This is a genomic window from Pseudomonas sp. AM8 (assembly GCF_036346475.1).
In the GTDB taxonomy this organism is placed as follows: domain Bacteria; phylum Pseudomonadota; class Gammaproteobacteria; order Pseudomonadales; family Pseudomonadaceae; genus Aquipseudomonas; species Aquipseudomonas marginalis.
The window spans coordinates 132520-155036 of sequence record NZ_JAOTNX010000002.1 but is presented as its reverse complement, the minus strand read 5'-3'; the positions used below and the strand labels follow the sequence as shown (position 1 = coordinate 155036).

Below are 22517 nucleotides of genomic sequence, written 5' to 3'. Positions count from 1 at the left end.
TCCATGTACGAGTCCCCCAGCTGGCTGCATGAGTTGTGGATCGCCCGGGATACGCTCTGGGCGGGGTTTCAGGCCAGTGTCGCGGTGTCGGCGCTGGCGATTATCTTTGGCACGCTGATCGGTATCGTCGCCGGGTTGATCCTGACCTACGGCAAATTCTGGATGCGCGCACCGTTTCGCCTGTATGTCGACCTGATCCGTGGCACGCCGGTGTTTGTGCTGGTGTTGGCGTGTTTCTACATGCTGCCGGCGCTTGGCTGGAAAATCACCGCGTTCCAGGCCGGCGCCGTCGGGCTCACGCTGTTCTGCGGCTCCCACGTGTCGGAAATCGTGCGCGGTGCACTGCAAGCCATTCCCCGTGGGCAGCTGGAAGCAGGCAAGGCGATTGGCCTGACGTTCCAGCAGTCCCTGGCCTACGTGCTGCTGCCCCAGGCGCTGCGGCAGATCCTGCCGACCTGGGTCAATTCCTCGACGGAAATCGTCAAGGCCTCGACCTTGCTCTCGGTGATCGGCGTGGCCGAATTGCTGCTGAGTACCCAACAAGTGATCGCGCGTACCTTCATGACCCTGGAGTTCTACCTGTTCGCCGGGTTTCTGTTCTTTGTCATCAACTACGCCATCGAGTTATTCGGGCGCTACATTGAAAAGCGGGTGGCCTTGCCATGAACCAACCTCAAACAACCGAGCCGCTGCTGGACATCCGCGGCCTGCGTAAACAATACGGCGAGGTCGAAGTGCTCAAGGGCGTCGACCTGTCCATGGAGCGCGGCAACGTGGTGACGTTGATCGGCTCCAGCGGCTCGGGCAAGACCACCTTGCTGCGTTGCGTCAACCTGCTGGAAGAATTCCAGGGCGGGCAGATCACCCTCGATGGCGAGTCCATCGGCTACAGCGACATCGGCGGCAAGCGTGTGCGTCACCCTGAACGGGTGATCGCCCAGCACCGGGCGATGACCGGCATGGCGTTCCAGCAGTTCAACCTGTTTCCCCATCTGAGCGCGTTGCAGAACGTCACCCTCGGCCTGTTGAAAGTTAAGAAAATGCCTAAGGACGAGGCGGTGGCACTCGCGGAAAAATGGTTGGACCGTGTAGGACTTCTGCAGCGCCGCGATCACTTCCCCGGCCAGCTGTCCGGCGGCCAGCAACAGCGTGTGGCGATAGCCCGTGCCATTGCCATGAACCCGAGCCTGATGCTGTTCGACGAAGTCACTTCGGCCCTCGACCCGGAATTGGTGGGCGAGGTGCTCAGTGTGATCAAGGGCCTGGCGGAAGAGGGCATGACCATGTTGCTGGTCACCCACGAAATGCGCTTTGCCTATGAAGTCTCGGACAAGATCGTCTTCATGAACCAGGGCCGGATTGAAGAGCAGGGCTCGTCGAAGGACATCTTCGAACGGCCGCAATCGCCGCGCCTGGCGGAATTTCTCAAGAACATTCGTTTTTAATCAGGAGCATCGTTTTATGAGCATCACTCGTTACGGAGCCGGCAGTACGGCCGGCGGTGGCCAGCCGCGTCCCTTCGCCCGCGCGGTGGAAGCGGACGGTTGGTTGTACGTCTCGGGCCAAGTGCCTGCGGTGGACGGCGAAATCATCACCGGCGGGATCATCGAGCAAACCCGGCAGACCCTGCGCAATGTGGTGGCAATCCTCGAAGAAGCCGGCTACGAGTTGAAAGACGTGGTGCGGGTCGGCGTGTGGCTGGAAGATCCGCGGGACTTCTGGAGTTTCAACAAGGTCTTCGGCGAATACTTCACCCCGGAACACGCCCCGGCGCGGGCCTGTGTGCAGGCCAACATGATGGTGGACTGCAAGGTCGAGATTGATTGCGTGGCCTACAAGAAAAAGGGCTAAATTGCCCTCACTCTTAAGCCCACCAGAGATCAAATGTGGGAGGGGGCTTGAACCCGATAGCGGTGTATCAGTAACAGATGTGTTGATTGACACGCCGCCATCGGGGGCAAGCCCTAATGCCAGTCAGTTAAGGCTTTTTGTAGGAGCGAGCTTGCTCGCGAAAAACTCACAGGCGCCGCGTTCATTCAGGAAGCACGCGTTATCGTTGCCGTTTTTCGCGAGCAAGCTCGCTCCTACAGGAGGCGATGTACGCTTAACTGACTGGCATTAGGGCAAGCCCCCTCCCACAGTGGACCTGCGCCAGCCCTACCATTTCGACCGGACCGAAATTGCCATGACCGAAGACACCATCAAACGCCGCGCCAAAGGCCTGGACCGTGCATTCGATATCCTCGATTTTCTCAAGGAAATCGGCCAGCCCCTGCGCCCGAATGATATTGCCAGCGGCATCGGCAGCCCCAAATCCACGGTCTACGAATTGGTCGCCTCCTTGTTGGAGCGGCGCATCCTCGAAACCGTGGGCAAGGACGGTCACGTCTACCTCGGCCGTCAGTTGTACTTCCTCGGCCAGGCGCATCTACGCCATTTCGACCTGACCCGCGAGGCCGACCACGCCTTGCAGGAGATCGTCAGCCAAACCCACGAAACCGCGCAGATGTGCCTGCTCAACGGGCGCAAATACACGGTGGCGCTGATGCGCGAAGGCGAGCGGCATTTCCGCATTTCCTCGGACATCGGTGAAGACGCGCCGATCCCATGGACCGCCTCCGGGCGCCTGTTGCTGGGGCACTTGAGCGACCAGCAGATCATCGACCTGATCGACCACGACGACTTTATCCTGCCGGACGGCCAGCGCCTGCCGCTGGAGACCTTTCTCGCGCAAATCCGCCAGGCCACCCTCGATGGGTTCTTTTCCTTCGACAGCGTGGCCGACACCTTTACCCACTGCTTTGCCGCCCCGGTCCGGGACGCGCAGGGCATCAGCATTGCGACGCTGTGCATCGTCGCCCCTCGGGCCGATGCGAGCAAAAACTACAACGACTACCGCCGGGTGTTGATCGACAGCGCCAACAACCTGGCCCGTCGCATCAACGAATAGGAGTACTTCATGTCTGCCATCAATGCCGTTGAAAAGGGCGCCGCCGCCGTCGGTGCCCACCTGGTCCGTGACGTCAGCCTGCCCGCCCTGGTGCTGCACCGCGACGCCCTGGAACACAACATTCGCTGGATGCAGGATTTCGTCAGCAACAGCGGCGCGGAACTGGCGCCCCACGGCAAGACCAGCATGATGCCGGCATTGTTCCAGCGCCAGCTTGCCGCGGGCGCCTGGGGCATCACCCTGGCCAACGCGGTGCAGACCCGCGCCGCCTATGCCGGTGGCGTGCGCCGGGTGCTGATGGCCAACCAGTTGGTGGGCGCACCGAACATGGCGTTGATCGCCGACCTGCTGGCCGACAAGGATTTTGACTTCCACTGCATGGTCGACCACCCGGACAACGTCGCCGACCTGGGCCTGTTCTTCGCCGCCCGTGGCCTGCGCCTCAACGTGATGATCGAATACGGCGTGGTCGGCGGCCGTTGCGGTTGCCGCAGCGAGCAGGAAGTGCGCGACCTGGCCAAGGCGATCAAGGCCCAGCCGGCCCTGGCCCTCACCGGTATCGAAGGCTACGAAGGGGTGATCCACGGCGAGCACGCCATCAATGGCATCCGCGACTTCGCCGCGAGCCTGGTGCGCCTGGCCGTGGACCTGCAAGACAACGGGGCCTTCGACCTGCCCAAGCCTATTATCACGGCGTCGGGGTCGGCCTGGTACGACCTGATCGCCGAGTCCTTCGAAACCCAAAACGCAGCTGGTCGTTTCCTCAGCGTGCTGCGCCCCGGCAGCTATGTGGCCCACGACCATGGCATCTACAAAGAGGCGCAGTGCTGCGTGCTCGACCGCCGCGGCGACCTCCAGGAAGGCCTGCGCCCGGCCCTGGAAGTCTGGGCCCATGTGCAATCGTTGCCTGAGCCGGGGTTTGCGGTGATCGCCCTGGGCAAGCGCGACGTGGCCTACGACGCCGGTTTGCCGGTGCCGCTCAAACGCTATCGCGCCGGGATCCTGCCGGCGGAAGGCGATGATGTGAGCGCCTGCACCGTCACCGCCGTGATGGACCAGCACGCCTTCATGACCGTCGCGGCAGGTGTCGAGCTGCGCATCGGCGACATCATTTCCTTCGGCACCTCGCACCCTTGCCTGACCTTCGACAAGTGGCAGGTCGGCTGCCTGGTGGATGAGCAGTTGCGGGTGATCGAGTCCCTGGAAACCCGTTTCTGAGTGTAAAGCCATGACCACCACCCATCCCAGCATCGCCCTGATCGGCGAATGCATGATCGAATTGCAACACCGCGCCGATGGCAGCCTGCAACAGAGCTTCGGCGGCGATACCCTGAATGCGGCGGTGTACCTGCGCCGTGAGCTGGGGGATATCGGCACGGTGGACTATGTCACCGCCTTGGGCGATGACAGCTTCAGCGACGCCATGTGTGCGCACTGGGCCGAAGAAGGCCTGGGGCTGGAGCGGGTCCAGCGCCTGCCCGGACGTTTGCCCGGCTTGTACTGCATCCAGACCGATGCCAACGGCGAGCGCAAATTCCTCTACTGGCGCAACGAAGCGGCCGTGCGCGACTGCTTTACCACGCCGGCGGCCGAACCGATCCTGGCGGCATTGCCGGACTACAACGTGGTGTATTTCAGCGGCATTACCCTGGCGGTGCTGGGTGAAGTCGGGCGCCAGCGCCTGCTCGAAGTCCTGATCGAAACCCGCCGACGTGGCGGTGCAGTGGTGTTCGACAACAACTACCGGCCGCGACTCTGGGCCACGGTGGACGTTGCCCGCGAGGCTTATCGCAGCGTACTGGCCGAGGTGGATATTGCCTTGCTGACCGAGGATGACGAACGCGCGTTGTTTGGTTATGCCGACAGCGAACAGGTATTCGCGGCGTACCCGGCGATTGCGGAAGTGGTGCTCAAGCGCGGTGCCGATGCGTGTTTGATCCGTTGCGACGGTGAGCGCCTTGCCGTGCCGGCGCTGAAGGTGGAGAAGGTGGTGGACACCACGGCGGCGGGGGATTCGTTCAGTGCGGCGTACCTGGCCAGTCGGCTCAAGGGTGGTTCGCCCCAGGAGGCGGCGTTGGCCGGGCATCGATTGGCGAGCCGGGTCATCCAGGTGCCGGGGGCGCTGATCCCCAGGGAGTAGGTGAATGGCCGCCTGCGGCGGATCGGGAGCAAACCCCCTGTGGGAGGGGGCTTGCCCCCGATAGCGGTCTTAAGCCAAAGCCTCAATCCCGGTAAAACACCTGCACCAGGTGATACCCGAACTTGCTCTTGATCGGCCCGTGCACCACCTTCACCGGTTTCTTGAAGATCACCGCATCGATCACCCCGACCATCTGCCCCGGCCGCACTTCACCCAAGTCGCCGCCGCGCTTGCCGGAGGGGCACGTGGAGTACTTCTTGGCCAGCACATCAAAGGCTTCGCCCTTGGCAATGCGCTGCTTGAGTTGTTCGGCTTCTTCGCTGGTTTTCACCAGGATATGGCGGGCTTGGGCTTTCATCGGTCTCTACCAGGTGTGCGACGGCGCGCGATTATGCCTGAACTGAATCATCGACGCTGATCATGCTGCGGATTTTGGTCGCCAGCAGGTCGATGGAAAACGGCTTGGCGACCATGTCCATGCCGTCCTCCAGGAAGCCCTGGCGCTCGGCGGCTTTCTCCGCGTAGCCGGTCATGAACAGCACCTTGAGCCCCGGCCGATGCTGGCGGGCGATCTCCGCCAGTTGGCGGCCGTTCATGCCGGGCAGGCCGACGTCGGTCACCAGTAGGTCCACGCGCAAGTCCGACTCCAGCAACGGCAGCGCTGCACGGGCATCCGCCGCCTGGTGTGCGGTATAGCCCAATTCGTCGAGCACATTGACCACCAGCATGCGCACCGCCGGGTCATCCTCGACCACCACCACCGCTTCGCCGGCAAGGGCCAGCGGGACTTCGCCCAGATGGGCGGGCTGGCTGCTTTCCAGGGAGGTGCCGTGCAGGCGCGGCAGATACAGGCGCACGCAGGTGCCCTGGCCCGGTTCGCTCTGGATGGTCACGTGGCCACCGGACTGCTGGGCAAACCCATAGATCATCGACAGCCCCAGGCCAGTGCCCTGGCCGATGGGCTTGGTGGTGAAGAACGGGTCGAACGCCTTGGCGAGAATCTTCGGCGCCATGCCGCTGCCGTTGTCACACACGCCGAGCATCACGTAGTCGCCGGCCCTGACCGGTTCGAGGGTGGTGATGTCGGTGCCGTCCAGGTAACTGTTGGCGGTTTCGATCAGCAGTTCGCCGCCATCGGGCATGGCGTCGCGTGCGTTGATCACCAGGTTGAGCAGGGCGTTTTCCAGTTGGCTGGCGTCGGTGTTGACCGGCCAGATGTCGCGGCCCAGTTGCACCTTGAGCGTGATATGCGCGCCCTTGGTGCGCTGGAACAACTCCTCCAGGGACGCTACCAACTGGTTCGGATCCAGCGGGCGAAGGTCCAGCGACTGGCGCCGCGAAAACGCCAGCAGGCGGTGGGTGAGGGCGGCCGCGCGATGGGCCGAGGACACGGCGGCGTCGGTAAAGCGCCCGATCTCGTCGCTGCGCCCGGCGGCGATGTAGCGCTGCATCAGGTCCAGGCTGCCGATGATGCCGGTGAGCATATTATTGAAATCGTGGGCGATACCGCCGGTGAGCTGGCCCACCGCTTCCATCTTCTGCGCATGGCGCAGGGCATCTTCGGCGCGCTCGCGCTCGAACATCTCGTTTTGCAGGCGTTCGTTGGCTTCGGCCAGCGCCTGGGTGCGCTGGGCCACGCGCTCCTCGAGGTTTTCGTTGAGGTGGCGCAGGGCTTCTTCGGTGAGTTTGCGTTCGGTTTCATCGATGACAAAGATGTAGAAACCGTTCACCGAGCCGTCATTGCTGAAGCGCGGCAGGTATTTCATCAACGCATGGCGCGGGCGGCCATCGCGATGGGGGGTGACGGTCATGAAACTGCAGGCCTTGCCCCTGAGCGCAGCGGTGATCTTGTCCTCGCGCCCGGCGTACACATCGTCGCCGAGCACCTCGCGGATGGTCTTGCCGTACAGCTCCTGGGGCGTCATGCCGTACCAGTCGAGGTAGGCACTGTTGTTCAGGCGAAAGCGCTGCTCGTGGTCGACGTAGCCGATCAGCACCGGCATGGCGTTGATGATCAACTGCAGTTCGGTCTGGCTCTGGCGCAGGGCCTGCTCGGTGTTTTTGCGCTCGGTGAGGTCCAGTGCCGCGCCGAGGAAGCGCGCGGGGCGGCCTTGATGATCCTTGTAGCAACGCCCCCGGGCGAACACCCAGCGCACCTGGCCGTCGGCTTGTTGCAGGCGATATTCCTCGGCGTATTCAGTGCCGTAGGTGATGCAGTGCTTGATGCTGCGCGCCACCATGCCGCGATCTTCGGGATGTACGCCTTGCAGGTAGTCGCTGATCGGCAACCGGCTGGCGTCGCTTGGATCAACCCCGTGCAGGTAGGCGAAGTGCGCGTCGGCGATAAAGCGGTCTTCGCCAATGTCCCAGTCCCAGGTGCCCACCGCATCGGTGGCGGCCAGTGCCAGTTGCAGGCGTTGTTCGGTGTTGTGCTGGGCCTTGCGCCGTTCGTTGGTTTCGATGGCCGTGACCAGGATGCCGGCCACATTGGCGCTTTCATCGCGGATCGGGCTGTAGGTCAGGTCCAGCCAGATTTCGGTGTCGCGATTGTTACGTTGCAGGACAAAACGCTGCTCGCTGAAGGTGCGCACCTGGCCGCTCAGCACAGCGTCGTAGATCGGCGCAGTGAAGCTTTCGAGTTCCGGCCAGGTCTGATGCGCCGGCTGGCCCATGGCCTCCGGGTGTTTATTGCCCGCCAGCAGGGCGAAGCCGTCGTTGTAGAGTTGGGTGAGTTCGCTGCCCCACAGCAGGAGCATCGGCATCGGTGAGTGGATGACGATGTCCACGGCTGTGCGCAGGCTTTGCGGCCAATCATTGGCCTCACCGAGGGGGCTGTGCGCCCAGTCCAGCCGCGCAATCAATGCAGCGGCTTCGCTGCCGGTGGTTGTTCCCTTCATAAAAAGCCCTGAGCGTAACGCTTTGAAAAATGACAACACCCATTATCCCGTGGGACACCGATGGGTGACTACCCTCGAAAAATAGCATGCATTGAGGGTTTGTCTTCAAATGAGTGCGGCAGGGCTGAAACCTTTCATCTTTCCGCCAGTTCGGGGCGGTCGCGAAATTGCTCCAGGGCCTGCGGGTTGGCCAGTGCGTCGGTATTCTTCACCGGCTCGCCGTGCACCACGTTACGCACCGCCAGTTCGACGATCTTGCCGCTGATGGTGCGCGGGATATCGCTGACGGCGAGGATCTTCGCCGGCACATGGCGCGGCGTGGTGTTGGCGCGGATCACCTGGCGGATCTGCTGCTCCAGGTCCTCATCCAGTTCGATCCCGTCATCCAGGCGCACAAACAGCACGACCCGCACATCGTCCTGCCAGCGTTGGCCGATGGCCAGGCTTTCCAGCACCTGCGGGACTTTTTCCACCTGTCGATAAATCTCCGCAGTGCCGATGCGCACGCCGCCCGGGTTGAGCACCGCGTCGGAGCGGCCGTGAATCAGCAGGCTGCCGTTGGCGCGTTGCTCGGCGTAGTCGCCCTGGGCCCATATGCCGGGGAACTGACTGAAATACGAGGCGCGCAGCTTCTTCTGGTGCGGGTCGTTCCACAAGCCGATGGGCATCGCCGGGAAGTGCCGGGTGCACACCAGCTCGCCTTTTCCCCCGACCACCGGCCGGCCCTGGTCGTCCCACACCTCGATGGCCATCGCCAGGCTCTTGCATTGCATTTCCCCGCGCCGCACCGGCAACACCGGATTGCCGATCACAAAGCAGGAGACGATATCGGTGCCGCCGGACATCGAGGACAGGCACAACTCGGCCTTGATCTCGCGGTACACGTAGTCGTAGCTCTGGGGCGACAAGGGCGAGCCGGTCGAAATCAGGCCCTTGAGGCTGCCCAGGTCGTGGCTCAGGCGCGGTTGCAGCCTGGCCTTTTCCAGGGTGGCGAGGAACTTGGGGCTGGTGCCGAACACGCTGATCTTTTCCGCGTCGATCAGGTCGATCAAGCGTTCCGGGCCGGGGTGAAACGGCGAGCCGTCATACAGCACCGCCGTGGCCCCGATCGCCAGCACCGAAACCAGCCAGTTCCACATCATCCAGCCGCAGGTGGTGTAGTAGAACAGGCAGTCCTCGCGGTAGATATCCGCGTGCAGGCCGTGTTCCTTGAGGTGGGTGAGCAGCACGCCGCCGGTGCCATGGATGATGCATTTGGGCACGCCGGTGGTGCCGCTGGAATAGAGGATATACAGCGGATGGTCGAACGGCACCGCGACGAATTCAGGCGCGCCGCCGGGTTGGTAGAAGTCGTTCCACAGGGCGACGCGGGCCTGGGTCTGATAGTCCTCGACGCAGGCCTGGGGCCGTGCATACGGGACGATGATCAATTGTTCCAGGGACGGCAGGCGTTCGAGGATTTCATTGAGCTTGACGCTTTGGTCGATGGTTTTACCGGCGTAGCGGTAGCCGGCGCAGGTGATCAGCACCTTGGGCTCGATCTGGCCGAAGCGGTCGATGACGCCTTGGGTGCCGAAGTCTGGCGAGGAGCACGACCAGATCGCGCCGAGGCTGGTGGTGGCCAGCATGCCGACCAGGGTTTGCCAGGTATTGGGCATGCACGCGGCGACCCGGTCACCGCGGCCGACACCGGCCGCCCGCAGGCTGTCCTGCAGGCCGGCGACGTGGGCGGCCAGTTCGGCGTAGGTCAGTTGTTCGCGCTGGCCGTCTTCGCTGATCGCGACCACCGCCGGGTGATCGTCGCGGCGGCGCAACAGGTGTTCGGCAAAATTCAGGGTCGCGCCGGGAAACCACTGGGCGCTGGGCATCTCGACGTCTTCGATCAGCACTGCACTGGGCGGGCTGCGAAACTGCACATCGAAGAACGTGACGATCGCCTGCCAGAAGTCCGGGCGCTGGTCGATGCTCCACTGGTGCAGGGCCGGATAGTCGCTGAGCTGCACGCCGTGGCGATCATTGATAAAGCGCCGGAACTGGTCCATTCGCGTGGTGCGGATGCGTTCGGGGGAAGGTTGCCAGAGGATTTCGGACATCAGCACGGTCTCTTGTTCTTATGCAGGTTTTCCAAACTATAGCGTTCTAATGTGTCTGGCCTTATTGGGCCAGCCAGCCGCCATCAATGTTCCACGCCGCCCCCCGCACCTGGGCACCGGCCTCGCTGCACAAGAACAGCACCAGCTCTCCCAGCTGCGACGGCGTCACGAACTCCAGGGACGGCTGTTTCTCCGCCAGCAGATCATGTTGCGCCTGCTGCGGATCGACGCCGTTGGCCACGCGATCATCAATCTGCTTCTGCACCAGCGGCGTCAGCACCCAGCCGGGGCAGATCGCGTTGCAGGTCACGTTGCTGGTGGCGGTCTCCAGGCCCACCACCTTGGTCAAGCCGATCACGCCGTGCTTGGCTGCCACATAAGCGGCCTTGCCCACCGAGCCGACCTGGCCGTGCACCGAGGCGATGTTGACGATACGCCCCCAGCCCTTGGCCTTCATGCCCGGCAGGCTCAAGCGCGTGCTGTGGAACACCGAGGACAGGTTGATCGCGATGATCGCGTCCCAGCGTTCCACCGGGAAGTCCTCCACCGCCGCCACATGCTGGATGCCAGCGTTGTTGACCAGGATGTCGACACCGCCGAACTCACGCTCGGCGTAGGCCAGCATGTCGGCGATCTGCGCCGGGTCGCTGACGTCCGCCGGGTGGTGGCCGACCTTGCCGCCAAACGCCTGCACCTGGGCGACCACCGCGCTGGCGTCGCCGAAGCCGTTGAGGATCAGGTTGGCACCGGCCTTGGCCAGGCTCAGGGCGATACCCAGGCCGATGCCGCTGGTGGAACCGGTGACCAGGGCGGTCTTGCCGTTCAATCTCGTCATGAAAACCTCACACAATGCCGGTGGCGTAGAAAGTACCGATCACCACGAACACCGCGAGGGTCTTGATGATCGTGATGCCGAAAATGTCCTTGTAGGCTTCGCGGTGGGTCAGGCCGGTCACCGCCAGCAGGGTGATCACCGCGCCGTTGTGGGGCAGGGTGTCCATGCCGCCGCTGGCCATGGCCGCGACCCGGTGCAGCACTTCAAGGGGAATATTGGCCGCATGGGCCGCCGCAATAAAGCTCTCGGACATGGCCGCCAGGGCGATGCTCATGCCACCGGACGCGGATCCGGTGATACCGGCCAGCAGGGTCACGGTAATCGCTTCGTTGACCAGCGGGTTGGGGATGCCCTTGAGCCAGTCCGCCAGCACCAGGAAGCCCGGCAGCGAAGCGATCACCGCGCCGAAACCATATTCGGAAGCGGTGTTCATCGCCGCCAGCAATGCGCCGCTGACCGCGCTCTTGCTGCCGTCGGCGAGCTTACTTTTGATCGCCGACCAGCCGAATACCAGCACCATGATGATGCCCACCAGCAACGCCGCCTGCACCGCCCAGATCGCCGTGAGCTTGGCGATTTCGGTGGTCACCGGTGCGCTCATGCCCGGCAGGCTGAGGCTGTGGGTCTTGCCATACCATTGTGGGATCCAATGGGTGAACAGCAGGTTCATCACGCCCACCAGGATCAGCGGCGACAGTGCGATCCACGGGTTGGGCAGCGTGAGGTTCTCGGCGGTTTCCGGCTCGTTGCGCAGCTCGGTGCCGTAGCCTTCACCGGCGCGCTGGGCCCTGTTGCGCTGGCGCGCCAGGTAGAGCATGCCGGCGCAGAACACGAAAATCGTGCCGATCAGCCCCAGCCACGGCGCTGCCCAGGCGGTGGTGTTGAAGAAGGTGCTGGGGATGATGTTCTGGATCTGCGGCGTGCCGGGCAGGGCGTCCATGGTGAACGAAAACGCACCGAGGGCGATGGTCGCCGGGATCAGGCGCTTGGGGATATTGCTTTGGCGGAACATCTCCGCCGCAAACGGGTACACCGCAAACACCACCACAAACAGCGACACGCCACCATAGGTGAGCAGGGCGCAGACCAGCACGATCACCAGCATCGCCTGGCGCGTGCCGAGCAAACGGATCGCCGCCGCCACGATAGAGCGCGAGAAACCCGACAGCTCGATCAGCTTGCCGAACACCGCACCGAGCAGGAATACCGGGAAATACAGTTTGATAAAGCCGACCATTTTCTCCATGAACACCCCGGTAAAGGCAGGGGCGACGGCGGACGGGTCGGTGAGTAGCACGGCGCCGAGGGCGGCGATGGGGGCAAACAGGATAACGCTATAGCCACGGTAGGCAGCCAGCATCAGCAACGCGAGCGCTGCCAGGGCAATGATCACACTCATGGTGTGTCTCCATCGGATTGTTATTGTTGTGGGTGAAGCAGTGGGGAGGGCTATAGCGAGATGTGTGCCATATTTTCAAGCTATTGAAATATATGGATATTTTTTAAATTCTTTCGAGTGTTTTTGACTGCTGTCTCGATTTTGAGACAAATGAAGACAAAATGTGGGAGGGGGCTTGCCCCGATAGCGGTGCATCAGCCAGTAAATGTGTTGACTGGCCTGATTCTATCGGAAGCAAGCCCCCTCCCACAGGGAGTGTCTTTCTATGGAGAATTTTGTCTCTGTTTGGAGATCAGGCGATTCCAAGTGCCACCATCTTCTTGTACAACGTCGACCGCCCCAGCCCCAATCGCCTGGCCGCCTCCACCACATTCCCGTCACACGCCTGGAGTGCCGCCGCAATCACCTGCCGATCAAACCGCTCCCGCGCCGCCGCAAACGTCTCACCCTCAACCGTGTCCACTGCGCCGCGCGTCACCGGGCTGAACGTGCCAATCGCCGCGCGAATGTCCCTAGCGTTCAGCACCAGGTCATCGCTCAGCAACGCCGCGCGCTCCAGCACGTTGCGCAGTTCGCGGATGTTCCCCGGCCACGCATGCTGCGCCAACAGCGCCAGGGCCTCGCGGTCCAGTTCATGCTGGCTGCGCAGTTCCTCGAGGATCGCTTCGCTCAGCGCCGGAATGTCCTCCAGCCGTTCACGCAGCTGCGGCACCTGGATCGGCAATACGTTCAGGCGGTAATACAGGTCCGCACGGAACTCACCGCGCTTGATCGCCGCTTCCAGGTCCATGGAGGTGGCCGCGATCACCCGTACATCGCTGTGCAGCATTTCGTTGGAACCCACCGGTTCGAATTCCTTTTCCTGCAACACCCGCAGCAGCTTGCTTTGCAGCGGCAGCGGCATATCGCCGATTTCATCGAGGAACAGCGTGCCGCCCTGGGCAATCTGGAACTTGCCTGGACGGCCCTTGCGATCGGCACCGGTAAAGGCGCCCGGCGCGGTGCCGAAGAACTCGGCTTCCAGCAGGTCATGGGGAATCGCCGCACTGTTGATGCTGACAAACGCCTTGTGCGCACGCGGTGAGGCACCGTGGATCGCCTGGGCGAGCAATTCCTTGCCGGTACCGGTCTCGCCCAGCAGCAGCACCGGCGATTCGGCGCTTGCGCTGCGTCGTGCACGGCGTTTGACTTCCAGGCTGGCGGCGCTGGTGCCGATAAAGTGCGCGAAGTTGTACTTGCTCTGGCGTGAGCGCAGCAACGAGCGGGTGGAGGCCAGTTCCTGCTGCATGCTCAGGTAGCGTTCGATCAGCGGCGACAGGTTGCGCAGCTCATCGAACAAGGCAAAGCCAATCGCACCGATCACTGCACCGGCGTCGTTGTGGATCGGCAGGCGCATCACCACCAAAGGGCCTTTGGGGGTGTCCTGGATGTCCAGCAGAATCGGCCGGTCGGTGCGCACCACCTGGCGCAACAGGCTGTTGGAAATCACCCGCTCGCACGGCTGGCCGATGGCTTCATCGGCACTCTTGAGGCCGAAGCGCTTGGCGTAGCGCTCATTCATCCAGACGATATTGGCGTCGCGGTCGACAATCACCGTGCCTTCGCTGGACTGCTCGATGATCTCGAACAGCGACTGGATCGCCAGGCCGCGAACCTGTTGGTAGTCCGTCAGGCTGGTACTCATGACGACAGCCCGCCGGCCGCCGCCAGGAGTTCTTTGGTATACGGGTGCTGCGGCGCTTCGAAAACGTCATGGCTCGGCCCGCGCTCGACCACCTTGCCGTCCTTGATCACGATCATGTCATGGGCCATGGCGCGTACCACGGCGAGGTCATGGCTGATAAACAGGTAGGTCAGGCCGTACTTTTCCTGCAATTCACGCAGCAACGCTACGACCTGCTTCTGCACCGTACGGTCCAGTGCCGAGGTCGGTTCATCCAGCAGCATCAGCGCCGGCTTGAGCACCAGCGCGCGGGCGATGGCGATGCGTTGGCGCTGGCCGCCGGAGAATTCATGGGGGAAGCGATGGCGGCTGGCGGGGTCGAGGCCCACGTCCTTGAGCACCTGGATCACTTGCGCATCGCGGTCGGCCAGGCTGCACGGCGCATGCACCTCCAGGCCTTCGCTGATGATCTGCTGCACCGACATGCGCGGGCTGAGGCTGCCGTAGGGGTCTTGGAAGACCACTTGCATCTGCTTGCGCCACGGGCGCATCTGCTTGTGGTTGAGCGGGTCGAGGGCCTTGCCCTGGAAGCGGATGCTGCCGGTGGAATCCAGCAGGCGCAGGATCGCCTGGCCAAGGGTGGACTTGCCCGAACCGGACTCGCCGACAATCCCCAGGGTCTTGCCGCGCTGCACGCTGAGGCTGATGCCATCCACCGCGCGCAGGTAGGTCTTGCGCCGGAACAGACCGCCGCCCAGGGGGAATTGCACGCTCAGGTCGTGCACGTCCAGCACGGTCTCCCGTGGCTCGCTGCACAGCACATCGCCGGACGGCTCGGCGTCCAGCAACAGGCGGCTGTAGGGATGTTGTGGTGCCGTGAACAAGGTCTCGCAGTCAGCCTGCTCGACAATCTCGCCGGCGTGCATCACGCACACCCGCTGGGCGATGCTGCGCACCAGGTTGAGGTCATGGCTGATCAGCAGCAGCGACATGCCCAGGCGGTGTTGCAGGGACTTGAGCAGCAGCAGGATCTTGCGCTGCACGGTCACGTCAAGGGCGGTGGTGGGCTCGTCGGCGATCAGCAGTTCCGGCTCACAGGCCAGGGCCATGGCGATCATCACCCGTTGGCGTTGGCCCCCGGAGAGTTGGTGCGGATAGGCCTTGAGGCGTTCCTGGGGTTTCTGGATGCCCACCAACTGCAGCAACTCGAGGATGCGCGCCTGCGCCGCCTTGCCGCCCAGGCCCTTGTGCAGCAGCAAGGTTTCGCCGATCTGTTTTTCGATGCTGTGCAGCGGGTTGAGGGAGGTCATCGGCTCCTGGAAGATCATCGCAATGCGGTTGCCGCGCAGTTTCTGCAAGGTCGACGCCGAGGCGCCGACCAGTTCCTGGCCGCGATATTTCACGGAGCCACGGGTTTCAGTACCGGCTTCGGGCAGCAGTTGCAGAATCGAATGGGCGGTCACCGACTTGCCGGAGCCGGACTCACCCACCAGCGCCAGGCACTCGCCGGGGCGTACATCCAGGCTCAGGTTGCGTACCACGGTCTGGCCGCTGAAGGCGACGCTGAGGTCGCGGATTTCGATCAGGTTCATACGCAGTCACTCATGAGCGTGGGTCGAAGGCATCACGCAATGCCTCGCCGATAAAGACCAGCAGCGACAGGATCAGCGCCAAGGTGAAAAACGCCGTCAGGCCCAGCCACGGCGCTTGCAGGTTCTGCTTGCCCTGGGCAATCAACTCGCCCAGTGACGCACTGCCCGCAGGCATGCCGAAACCGAGGAAATCCAGGGCGCTCAGGGTGGAAATCGCCCCGGTGAGGATAAACGGCAGGTAGCTCAAGGTGGCGGTCATGGCGTTGGGCAGGATGTGCCGGCGAATGATCTTGCCGTCGCCCAGGCCCAGGGCCCGTGCGGCCTTGACGTACTCCAGGTTGCGCCCGCGCAGGAACTCGGCGCGCACCACATCCACCAGGGCCAGCCAGGAAAACAGCGCCATGATCCCCAGCAACCACCAGAAGTTCGGCTCGACAAACCCCGACAGGATGATCAGCAGGTACAGCACCGGCAGCCCGGACCACACTTCAAGGATGCGTTGGCCGAGCAGATCCACCCAGCCGCCGTAATAGCCCTGCAAGGCCCCGGCGGCGATGCCGATGGTGGCGCTGATCGCGGTGAGTGCCAGGGCAAACAGGATCGACACCCGCGCGCCGAAGATCACCCGCGCCAGCACATCCCGCGACTGGTCATCGGTACCCAGCCAGTTCACCGTCGAGGGCGGGCTGGGGGCCGGGCGGGTCAGTTCGTAGTTGGGCGTGTCGTCGCTGAACGGGATCGGCGGGAACAGCATCCAGCCGCCGTCCTGCTTGATCAGCTTTTGCACGTAGTCACTGCGGTAATCGGCCTGGAACGGCAGTTGCCCGCCGAACTGCTGCTCGGTGTAGCGCTTGAAGACGGGGAAATACAGCTCGTTCTTGTAACTGAGCACCAAGGGTTTGTCATTGGCGATCAACTCGCCGCCCAGGGTCAGGATAAACAGGCCGATAAACAACCACAGCGACCACCAGCCGCGCCGGTTTTTCTTGAAGCGTTCGAAACGCCGACGGGCCACGGGAGACAGGTTAAGCATCAGGCGTTCCTCGCGGCGAAGTCGATACGCGGGTCCACCAGGGTGTAGCAGAGGTCGCCGATCAGTTTTATCAGCAGGCCAAACAAGGTGAAGATAAACAGCGAGCCAAACACCACCGGGTAGTCCCGGGACACGGCCGCTTCGTAGCTCATGCGGCCGAGGCCATCGAGGGAAAAGATCACCTCGATCAACAGCGAACCGGCAAAGAACACACTGATGAACGCCTGGGGAATCCCCGAGATCACCAGCAGCATGGCGTTGCGAAACACATGGCCGTACAGCACCCGGCGTTCGCTCAGGCCCTTGGCGCGGGCGGTCACTACGTACTGGCGCGTGATTTCATTGAGGAACGAGTTTTTGGTCAGGATGGTCAGGGTGGCGAAACCGCCGATTACCAGCGCGCTGACCGGCAGCACCAGGTGCCAGAAGTAGTCGGCGATCTTGCCCACGGTGCTCAGTTCGGCGAAGTTTTCCGAGACCAGCCCGCGCACCGGGAACCAGTTCAATGACGTGCCTCCGGCGAACATCACGATCAGGAACATCGCGAACAGAAACGCCGGCATCGCGTAGCCAATCACAATGGCGGTGCTGCTCCACACATCAAAGCTGCTGCCATGGCGCACCGCCTTGCGAATGCCCAGGGGGATCGACACCAGGTAAGTGATCAGCGTGGCCCACAGGCCGAGGGAAATGGTCACCGGCATTTTTTCCAGGATCAGGTCGGTCACGGTGGCGCCGCGAAAGAAGCTGTTGCCGAAATCCAGCTGGGCGTAGCTCTTGAGCATCAGCCACAGGCGTTCCGGCGCGGGCTTGTCGAAGCCGTATTGTTTTTCGATGTCCTTGATCAGTTTCGGGTCCAGCCCGCGGCTGGCACGGGAGCCGCTGCTGACAGCGTCGCCGGATGAGCCGCCGACCGCGCCGCCGCCGATGCCCTGCAAGTGGGCGATGGCTTGTTCCACCGGCCCGCCGGGGGCGGCCTGGACGATCACGAAGTTGACCAGCAGGATGATCACCAGCGTCGGGATGATCAGCAGCAGGCGCCGCACGATATAGGCAAACATCAGCGAGCTCCCGCGCGTTTTTTCAACTCGGCATTCATTTGTTCATTGGTCAGCGGGGTAGGGCTGATTTCCCACCAGGTTTCCAGGGCCTCATCATTCCTGGCCTCGATGGCCGGACGGCCGAAGCGGTTCCACCACGCAGCGGAGGTGCCGGGCGGGTAGTAATTGGGGATCCACAGGTAATTCCATTGCAGCACCCGATCCAGGGCATGGGCATAGGTGAGCATCTGCGCCTGGGTGTCGGCCTTGACCAGGCCCTTGATCAGGCTGTCGACGGCCGGGTCCTTGAGCACCATGTAGTTGTTGGCGCCCGGATCGAATGCGGCGGTCGAGCCGAAGTAGTTGTACAGCTCCATGCCGGGCGAGGTGGTCACCGGGAAGCCGGTGACGATCATGTCGTAGTCGCGGGCCATCAGGCGGTTGACGTATTGCGAAGAGTCGATGCGGCGGATGTTCAAGGTAATGCCGATCTGTGCGAGGTTGCGTTTGTACGGCAACAACAGGCGTTCCAGGCCGTTCTGGGCATTGAGGAAGGTGAACTCCAGCGGCTCGCCCTCGGCATTGACCAGTTTGTCGCCGTCTGGCTTCCAGCCGGCTTCTTCCAGCAGGGCCAGGGCTTGCAACTGTTTGTCGCGGATCATGCCGCTGCCATCGGTGACCGGGGCCTTGAACACCTGGGTGAATACCTCGTCGGGAATCTGCCCGCGCAAGGGTTCGAGAATCGCCAGTTCTTCCGGGGTGGGCAGCTGGGTGGCGGCCAACGGGCTGTTGGAGAAGTAGCTTTGCTGGCGGATGTACAGGTTGCGCATCATCTGCCGGTTGGCCCATTCGAAGTCCCACAGCATCGCCAGGGCCTGGCGCACGCGACGGTCCTTGAACATCGGTTTTTGCACGTTGAACACATAACCCTGGGCCGGTTGCGGCATGTCCTTGGCCAGGTGCGCACGTTGCAGGCGGCCATCGTCCAGGGCCGGGCCGTTGTAGCCGATGGAATAGCCGGTGGCGGAAAACTCACGGTTGAAGTCGTAGGCGCCACCGCGCAGTACCTGGCGGGCCACTTCGGTGTCACCGAAGTACTCCAGGCTCAGGTGATCGAAGTTGTACAGGCCGCGGCTGACGGGCAGGTCCTTGCCCCACCAGTCGGGGTCGCGGGTAAAGGTGATAGTGCTGCCCGAGTCAATCTTGCCGACCTTGTACGGGCCGCTGCCCAGGGGGGCTTCGTAGCCACCGCCGTTGGCGAAGTCGCGAGTTTTCCACCAGTGCTCGGGAAACACCGGCAGGGTGGCGATATCCAGGGGCAGGGTGCGGTTTTCATTGCTGGAGAAATCAAAACGTACCTGGCGCTGGCCTTCGACTTCGACGTGCTTGACGTCGGCGAACAGCGTGCGAAAGCGCAGGCTGCCTTGGGTCATCAGCAGGTTGAAGCTGTAGCGCACGTCTTCGGCGGTGATCGGCTTGCCATCGGCAAAGCGCGCCTTGGGGTTGAGGAAGAAACGCAGGGACAGGCCGTCCTCCGCGCGTTCCATCTTCTCGGCCACCAGGCCATACACCGTGTAGGGCTCGTCCAGGGAACGCAGGGCCAGGGGCGCATACAACCAGCCGTCGACCTGGGAGACGCCGATGCCTTTGTCGATATACGGCAGCACATGGTCGAAACGCCCGATCTCCAGCGCCGAGCGCCGCAGGCTGCCGCCCTTGGGGGCGTTGGGGTTGGCGTAGTCGAAATGGCTGAAACCGGCTGGATACTTGGCCGGTTCGCCGTACACGGTCATGGACGGTTGGGGCGCCGCGATCACGGCGCTGCTGGCCAGCAGCAGGGCCAAGGAGGTACTGAACAGTCTGGAAAAAGCCAATCGCATTGTCAGCCTTGAACGCCGGGTGGAGAAGAATAAGGATTTGTACGCTAACGGCATCAGCGTCGCCAGTCGTCACATGCACAACGGCCCACCAAGAGGCGGGCCGTTGTTTCAAGCAGCAGCGCGGACGGGATCAGTCCTGGCGGCTGGTGACTTCCAGCAGGTGGTAGCCGAACTGGGTTTTTACCGGGCCTTGCACGGTGTTGACCGGGGCGCTGAAGACGACGGTGTCGAATTCCTTGACCATCTGGCCTGGACCGAACGAACCCAAGTCACCGCCCTGGCGGCTGGATGGGCAGCTGGAGTTGGCTTTGGCGATTTCTGCGAAATCGGCGCCGCCTTCGATTTGGGCCTTGAGTTCGTTGCACTTGTCTTCGGTGGCAACGAGGATGTGACGGGCGGTGGCTTTGGCCATGGGGATTAACTCCTTGAGTAAAAACGGTGAGCGTACCGGATTCAGGCGGTTATTTCCTGGCAAAGTTCCGCTGGCAGTCAGGTTGGGGCGCTGAGCTTGGGTATTGGCGTGATGGAGTGAGATCCAGAGCAGGCTGGTATCTACCTGATGTATAGAGATCACATGTGGGAGGGGCGGTGCGACGATTCGACTTGCTCCCGATGGCGGCCTGACAGCCGACCAGGATGTTGGATCAGATCGAGTACATATCCGTTGCTGCGGTAACGGCCACCTATGGTTCCGCTCTTACAGCGGCTCACTTTTGGAGGGACCCAAAAGCAAAGGTCCTCGCCCCAACACTCGGCACCTCGCCTAGGCTCGGTGTGCCCGAACGCAGGCTTGAATCCGTGGGCCGCCGTCATGGGCCATCCCTGGCCCAGGACGGCTAACCCGGCGTCCTGCCGGGTTACCCACGGATTCAAGCCTGCGTTCGGCCAGCGTGTTTGACGGGGCGCCTGAGATCAAGAGCAAAAGCCACAGCCACAGCAAAAGCAGTGTTACGTCTGACGTTGCCGGAGTCATCTGATGTCAGGTCGAATAAGCCCCCATCAATTCAAGACGATATAGTCATTCTGCTGAATGATCGGCCGATGGGCGCCTTGCACCAGGTGCAGGTAGCGGCCGTCCACCAGGTCGATGGGCAGGCAGTCGTCGATATCCATCACGCCGTCGGTGTGGGCCTGGGACCAGTGGCGCAGCATTTGTTGCTTGCCCTTGCTGGTCGCCTCCCGTTTGTTGCGGGCGACCACCAGCAGGTAGTGGTGGGCTTCGCCAAAGCTGTTGGCTTCATAACCGCCAAGGTTGATGAAGTACAGGTGATGGGCGTCGGCAGCGGGGGCCAGGTGGCTGAGTTCGACTTTCCAGCCGTCGACGCCGTCCACCGCCATCCACGAATCTATATGCACGCCCTTTGGGCTGCCAAACCAGCTCTCGCGCAGTTGCGGGTAGGTGTCTTCCAGGGTGTCTGCTACGGCGAACACCACATCGTGCACTTCAATTCTTGCTCGTGGGTGCTTGCCCCCGAGCATCACGACAAACAGCATTGCAGGTCCTTCCTGGCGACTTGGCAAAGGGCAACCATACTTCGATTGAACCCTTTTGTCCGGTCAATGCCACACTGTTAATTCGCGAACTCATCAGGAGGTTGTCATGCGCACCATTGATCTGGCGGGCGTTCCCGTCCCTGTCATCGGCCAGGGAACCTGGCGCATGGGCGAAGACCCGGACCGGCGTCGCGCCGAAGTCGCGGCATTGCAACTGGGGATCGACGAGGGCATGACCCTCATCGACACCGCCGAGATGTATGGCGAGGGTGGCGCCGAGGAAGTCGTCGGCGAAGCCATCAGCGGCAGGCGCGACCAGGTGTTCCTGGTGAGCAAGGTCTACCCGCACAACGCCAGCCAAAAGGGCGTGCCCCGTGCGTGTGAAGCCAGCCTCCGGCGCCTGGGCACGGACTACATTGATCTGTATCTGCTGCATTGGCGTGGCCAGTACCCCCTTGAAGAAACCGTCGAAGCGTTCGAGCGCCTGCGTGAGGCTGGCAAGATCGGCCGCTGGGGCGTCTCGAATTTCGATGTGGCCGACCTGCAGGAACTCGCATCCCCGGCCTGCGCGACTAACCAGGTGCTGTACAACATCGAAGAACGCGGGATCGAATTCGACCTGTTGCCCTGGTGGCAACAACACCATTTGCCGCTGATGGCGTACTGCCCGATTGCCCAGGGTGGGGCGTTGCTGTCCAGTCAGACCCTCAAGCAGATCGCCCGCCGCCACGAGGTCACGCCCGCCCAGGTTGCCCTGGCCTGGGTGCTGCGCCAGGACGGTGTGATCGCCATCCCCAAGGCGGTCACCCCGGAGCATGTACGGCTCAATGCGGCCGCCGCCAAGATGGTGCTCGATGAGCACGACCTGGATGCCATCGATCGGGTGTTCGGCGCACCCAAGCGCAAGCATCCCTTGGCGATGGTGTAGTTGCCTGGCAGAAACGGTGCCGTCCCTGGCACCTGTTCCTGCTCAGGTCCGACCTAACCCGCTACCGGGCTGCGCCAGTCATCGGACCCGGATGTGCCGGACACTTCGTGGGTCCACACGATCTTGCCATAGGTGAAGTGCACGTCCTCCAGGTGAGTGAAATGGGCATTGTCCGGATCCTGGCAGTGGGGCATGCGTGACTGTATGTCCACGATCTTCGCCCTCTCCAGTTCAATCGTGAAGTAGTGCTCTTGGGTGCCGGCTGGCGACGTACGGAACCACTCGAGTCGGCAGGTGACGTCTTCACCGCTGGTCAAGGCGCTGAACAGCAATGGCGATGACTTATCGAAGACCTTGCTGATCATCAGCGGCTTATGGACCCTCTGGCCCGTCGGCTGGCCGGACTGCGGGTCGCGTGGAACAATCACCTGATGGGAGAAGGCCTGGACCAGAATCTGGTCTTCATGGCCTTCCTGGTAAATATTGCCCACCGAGTCCTTGGTAAATGTGCCTGCCGTAATCAAGCCTTGCTTGGAGCCAGTGACGGAAAGATACGCGGGTGTTGGCATGACG

The 22517-nt window shown here is 62.6% G+C and carries 20 protein-coding genes; 7 read left to right on the top strand and 13 right to left on the bottom strand.

Annotation, left to right across the window (positions count from 1 at the left end; translation table 11 throughout):
* The first annotated feature begins 3 nt into the window (after positions 1–3).
* From V3W40_RS05655 to V3W40_RS05630, 6 genes are all read left to right on the top strand, one after another.
* A complete protein-coding gene (locus V3W40_RS05655; RefSeq protein WP_027608631.1) occupies positions 4–666 on the top strand; it encodes an amino acid ABC transporter permease in 663 nt (220 codons plus the stop codon).
* Positions 663–1445 (top strand): amino acid ABC transporter ATP-binding protein, encoded by a 783-nt coding sequence (locus V3W40_RS05650; RefSeq protein WP_065941974.1) that lies wholly within the window; start codon positions 663–665, stop codon positions 1443–1445. The genes V3W40_RS05655 and V3W40_RS05650 overlap by 4 nt, the downstream gene beginning before the upstream one ends.
* A gap of 16 nt (positions 1446–1461) precedes the next feature.
* The gene (locus tag V3W40_RS05645) at positions 1462–1851 is read left to right on the top strand and encodes a RidA family protein (RefSeq protein WP_012723821.1); all 390 of its coding nucleotides are present in this window, start codon (positions 1462–1464) and stop codon (positions 1849–1851) included.
* Positions 1852–2185: 334 nt separating this feature from the next.
* Positions 2186–2950 carry an IclR family transcriptional regulator gene (locus tag V3W40_RS05640; protein WP_065927191.1) on the top strand — a complete coding sequence of 255 codons (765 nt, stop codon included), beginning with the start codon at positions 2186–2188 and terminating at the stop codon, positions 2948–2950.
* A gap of 9 nt (positions 2951–2959) precedes the next feature.
* Positions 2960–4168 (top strand): amino acid deaminase, encoded by a 1209-nt coding sequence (locus V3W40_RS05635; RefSeq protein WP_330214605.1) that lies wholly within the window; start codon positions 2960–2962, stop codon positions 4166–4168.
* A gap of 10 nt (positions 4169–4178) precedes the next feature.
* Positions 4179–5090, top strand: coding sequence for a sugar kinase (locus V3W40_RS05630; protein WP_330214604.1), 912 nt, complete (start codon positions 4179–4181; stop codon positions 5088–5090).
* A gap of 82 nt (positions 5091–5172) precedes the next feature.
* Here the strand turns inward: V3W40_RS05630 and V3W40_RS05625 are convergent, their stop codons facing one another.
* The 12 genes from V3W40_RS05625 to V3W40_RS05570 all read right to left on the bottom strand — a co-directional run bounded on the left by V3W40_RS05625 (position 5173) and on the right by V3W40_RS05570 (position 21016).
* Entirely contained in the window at positions 5173–5448 is a 276-nt protein-coding gene (locus V3W40_RS05625; protein WP_010564624.1) for a peptidylprolyl isomerase, read from the bottom strand.
* Between the two features lie 31 nt (positions 5449–5479).
* On the bottom strand, positions 5480–7987 hold the full coding sequence (locus V3W40_RS05620) for a PAS domain-containing hybrid sensor histidine kinase/response regulator (RefSeq protein ID WP_330214603.1): 2508 nt from the start codon (positions 7985–7987) through the stop codon (positions 5480–5482).
* Between the two features lie 134 nt (positions 7988–8121).
* Entirely contained in the window at positions 8122–10080 is a 1959-nt protein-coding gene (locus V3W40_RS05615) for an acetoacetate--CoA ligase (protein ID WP_330214602.1), read from the bottom strand.
* A 61-nt stretch (positions 10081–10141) separates the two neighbouring features.
* Positions 10142–10915: a 3-hydroxybutyrate dehydrogenase gene (locus V3W40_RS05610; protein WP_092356753.1), complete on the bottom strand. Its 774-nt coding sequence runs from the start codon at positions 10913–10915 to the stop codon at positions 10142–10144.
* A gap of 7 nt (positions 10916–10922) precedes the next feature.
* On the bottom strand, positions 10923–12314 hold the full coding sequence (locus V3W40_RS05605; protein WP_330214601.1) for a GntP family permease: 1392 nt from the start codon (positions 12312–12314) through the stop codon (positions 10923–10925).
* Between the two features lie 292 nt (positions 12315–12606).
* Positions 12607–13998, bottom strand: a complete 1392-nt coding sequence (locus V3W40_RS05600; protein WP_330214600.1) for a sigma-54 interaction domain-containing protein — start codon at positions 13996–13998, stop codon at positions 12607–12609.
* A complete protein-coding gene (locus V3W40_RS05595) occupies positions 13995–15569 on the bottom strand; it encodes an ABC transporter ATP-binding protein (RefSeq protein ID WP_330214599.1) in 1575 nt (524 codons plus the stop codon). Before V3W40_RS05595 ends, V3W40_RS05600 begins: the two co-directional genes overlap by 4 nt.
* Before the next feature lie 10 nt (positions 15570–15579).
* On the bottom strand, positions 15580–16602 hold the full coding sequence (locus V3W40_RS05590) for an ABC transporter permease (protein ID WP_175539029.1): 1023 nt from the start codon (positions 16600–16602) through the stop codon (positions 15580–15582).
* Positions 16602–17663: a microcin C ABC transporter permease YejB gene (locus V3W40_RS05585; RefSeq protein ID WP_323146018.1), complete on the bottom strand. Its 1062-nt coding sequence runs from the start codon at positions 17661–17663 to the stop codon at positions 16602–16604. The genes V3W40_RS05590 and V3W40_RS05585 overlap by 1 nt, the downstream gene beginning before the upstream one ends.
* The gene (locus tag V3W40_RS05580) at positions 17663–19522 is read right to left on the bottom strand and encodes an extracellular solute-binding protein (RefSeq protein WP_065927155.1); all 1860 of its coding nucleotides are present in this window, start codon (positions 19520–19522) and stop codon (positions 17663–17665) included. The genes V3W40_RS05585 and V3W40_RS05580 overlap by 1 nt, the downstream gene beginning before the upstream one ends.
* 130 nt (positions 19523–19652) lie before the next feature.
* The gene (locus V3W40_RS05575; RefSeq protein ID WP_044274278.1) at positions 19653–19934 is read right to left on the bottom strand and encodes a peptidylprolyl isomerase; all 282 of its coding nucleotides are present in this window, start codon (positions 19932–19934) and stop codon (positions 19653–19655) included.
* 587 nt (positions 19935–20521) lie between these two features.
* Complete coding sequence (locus V3W40_RS05570) at positions 20522–21016, bottom strand: DUF1543 domain-containing protein (RefSeq protein WP_074847003.1); 495 nt, start codon at positions 21014–21016, stop codon at positions 20522–20524.
* 106 nt (positions 21017–21122) lie between these two features.
* On the opposite strand from V3W40_RS05570, the gene V3W40_RS05565 reads away from it, so the two are divergent.
* Positions 21123–21944 (top strand): aldo/keto reductase, encoded by an 822-nt coding sequence (locus tag V3W40_RS05565; protein WP_065927153.1) that lies wholly within the window; start codon positions 21123–21125, stop codon positions 21942–21944.
* Between the two features lie 53 nt (positions 21945–21997).
* Here the strand turns inward: V3W40_RS05565 and V3W40_RS05560 are convergent, their stop codons facing one another.
* Complete coding sequence (locus V3W40_RS05560) at positions 21998–22513, bottom strand: Hcp family type VI secretion system effector (protein WP_065927152.1); 516 nt, start codon at positions 22511–22513, stop codon at positions 21998–22000.
* Between the last annotated feature and the right edge of the window lie 4 nt (positions 22514–22517).